Below are 2757 nucleotides of genomic sequence, written 5' to 3'. Positions count from 1 at the left end.
TGTTGGTGGGGGCAGGGTGTGGGGTGTGGGGTGTGGGGTGTAGGGTTTTACCGATTTTGAGGTAGTCAGTTACCTAATTTTCAGGGAAAAAGTACCTGAATTTTACCCCCGATCCCTCCAATGGTCGGCACTTTTTGAGGAAAAAAAAGTCTAAAAGCCTTATCCAACAAGGTTTTTAGACTTATTCAGCAAGCCCTAAGTAGTAGTGCAAAGCTCAACTTTGTGTACTTTGTGTCTCTGTGGTTCACAAAAACAAAAAAGGCTTAATTTAGCAACACTATTAAAACTGTAAAAACTTTTTAATTTGTGTCCAAAGATTGGTAAAAGACTCTTTCATTTCCTCCTTAATTTTCCAGCGTTTAAATGCCTCTTCGTAGGCAATTCCTTGATTTTGAAAAGTTTTCCAAGCGGAAAGAGAAAGAGGTAAACCCATCAGCAAAAAGATATAAATTGCCCAAGAAATTGTTCCCGCACTAATTAAATTAATGGTAAGAAAAAAACTATTAATAATCAGATAGCGAACGGTTTTATGTTTTAGCTCCTCGCGACGAAAGCGATCGAATTCTTGCCGTTTATAACTGAGCATTTTTGACTCTTGCCAGTCCTTTTCCGCCGCTTCCAAGTCTTTAACTTCAATAGCTAAATCGTCAGCAATTTCTAACAACTGTTGGCGGGTAATTTCTCCCTTATCCCCTTGACGGGAGATAGCCAAATAGAGAATTTCCTGCACATCCTCTTGACTGTAGGATTGGGGAGGGAAAAAATCGGGGTTTGGCATAGCGATAGAGAAAGAAATAGGTTCCTTCTCTATTATGGGCGATCGATTTAGCGATTGACAGTTAGACGAGACAGGGAGTTTTTAACTGATTCATCCATGCTTCTAAATCCTGCAAAGAGCGATCGGCATATTGACCGTAACGTTCCCGTTTATTGCGGATTTTTCTGGTAAAATTCGGCAAAATGCCAAAATTTGGCGGCATCGGTTGAAAATGTTTCGGTTCGGCACTGCTGATAAACTCAAATAATGACCCCATCATCGTTGTGGTTGGCAATGTCACCGTTTCTAATCCTAAAGCTAAACGAGCGGCATTAGTTCCCGCTAACCATCCCCCAGCAGCCGCAGCCGTATAGCCTTCCGTGCCGATTAACTGTCCTGCCGCTAATAGCGTCGGTCGCGATTTAAACTGGAGACTGGAGGATAATAACTGGGGAGAATTGATAAAGGTGTTTTTGTGCATCACCCCCATGCGGACAAATTCGGCCTTTTCTAACCCCGGAATCAGACGGAAAACCCGTGTTTGTTCACCCCATTTTAAATTAGTTTGAAATCCTACCATATTCCACAATTGCCCCGCTTTATCTTCCATTCGCAACTGTATAACTGCGTAGGGACGTTGATCCGGATATCTGGTATCCGCTAATCCCACTGGTTTCAGGGGACCAAAACGCATGGTATCCTCTCCCCGACAGGCTAATTCTTCGATCGGCAGACAAGCCTCGAAAAATTTGGCATTTTCTCGCTCAAAATCCTTTAATTCTGCTTGTTCTGCCTGTTTTAACTCTTGCCAGAAATGCAGGTATTGTTCCCGATCCATGGGACAATTGAGATAGGCGGCCTCACCTTTATCGTAACGGGAGGCCAGAAAAGCGATCGATCGATCAATAGATTCCCCTAGAATAATCGGACTAGCGGCATCAAAAAAGCTCAGATAGTCCAGGCCGGCGAAATTTTGCAGATCTGCGGCCAAGGCAGCACTGGTTAACGGTCCAGTGGTTAAAACGACGATACCATCCCGGGGAATTTCCGTGATCTCCTGACGTTTTAAGGTGACTAGAGGGTGGTTAGCCAAGATTTCCGTCAAATTTCGACTAAAGACCCCTCGATCGACCGCTAAAGCCCCTCCTGCGGGGACACTGTGCTGATCGGCCTGGGCAATAACTAGAGAATTTAAGCGTCGTAATTCTTCATGGAGTAACCCGGTGGCGCGATCCACCGCCATGGCACCAAAGGAGTTACTACAGACTAATTCGGCTAAAAATTGGCTATGGTGGGCGGGACTAGAGCGAATTGGGCGCATTTCGTACAGGATCACGGGAATACCTGCTTGGGCTATCTGCCACGCCGCCTCAGTCCCCGCTAATCCTCCACCAATTACATGAATAGGGCGATCGATCATAGTTGGGAGAAAATGGCTAGAGTAGGATTATTTTAGCGTTAAGTAAGGAGGCAAAATTATTTGTAGGATGGGTTAGCGGTAGCGTAACCCATGCGGGCGTTGGGTTTCATGCTTCAACCCAACCTACGTTCATCTTATATTTAATTCCACCCACCCACTTAGCAACTTCAGGAGAATCAACCAAATGTTACCGGAAAGTTACCAAAATCATCTAGTCACTCAATAAAGCGCAGTACCAGTAGGGGTCGAGAATGGAGTCGCCCCTACCCTAATATTCCTATTTTCGTTTTTTCAGGCTAGAAACTAACCCTAATCCTGATACATTTATGCGGTACAACACCGTATATCACTGTATTGTGCCACAATAGCATTACCATTTTTGACAACGGTAAAGGTCGTATCCGACAAAGCTTTGAGCATAATCCCCAAAGCACCATTAAAGTCACGATTTAAAGTATGTCCACACTCAGGGCATTTAAAAACTTTTGAGCCACCTAGTTTGGCTCTCCTAGACTGATTATTAACCCCGTGTGCAACTATATTTTCAGTCTTGATTTACAAGGTTTTCAGAAATCAGCAG

At 44.2% G+C, this 2757-nt stretch carries 3 protein-coding genes; all 3 read right to left on the bottom strand.

Features of this window, described 5'->3' with window-relative positions; translation table 11 throughout:
• Window positions 1-280 precede the first annotated feature (280 nt).
• Window positions 281-778 (bottom strand): 2TM domain-containing protein, encoded by a 498-nt coding sequence (locus PX482_RS18975; protein WP_004266818.1) that lies wholly within the window; start codon window positions 776-778, stop codon window positions 281-283.
• Window positions 779-839: 61 nt separating this feature from the next.
• Window positions 840-2177, bottom strand: coding sequence for an FADH(2)-oxidizing methylenetetrahydrofolate--tRNA-(uracil(54)-C(5))-methyltransferase TrmFO (gene trmFO / locus PX482_RS18970; RefSeq protein WP_288122847.1), 1338 nt, complete (start codon window positions 2175-2177; stop codon window positions 840-842).
• A gap of 324 nt (window positions 2178-2501) precedes the next feature.
• Window positions 2502-2717: a zinc ribbon domain-containing protein gene (locus tag PX482_RS18965; protein ID WP_288122849.1), complete on the bottom strand. Its 216-nt coding sequence runs from the start codon at window positions 2715-2717 to the stop codon at window positions 2502-2504.
• Between the last annotated feature and the right edge of the window lie 40 nt (window positions 2718-2757).

It is taken from the genome of Microcystis sp. M53602_WE12 (assembly GCF_030065455.1).
In the GTDB taxonomy this organism is placed as follows: domain Bacteria; phylum Cyanobacteriota; class Cyanobacteriia; order Cyanobacteriales; family Microcystaceae; genus Microcystis; species Microcystis aeruginosa.
The sequence above is the reverse complement of the archived record's forward strand: the minus strand, read 5'-3'. Positions and strand labels throughout refer to the sequence as shown.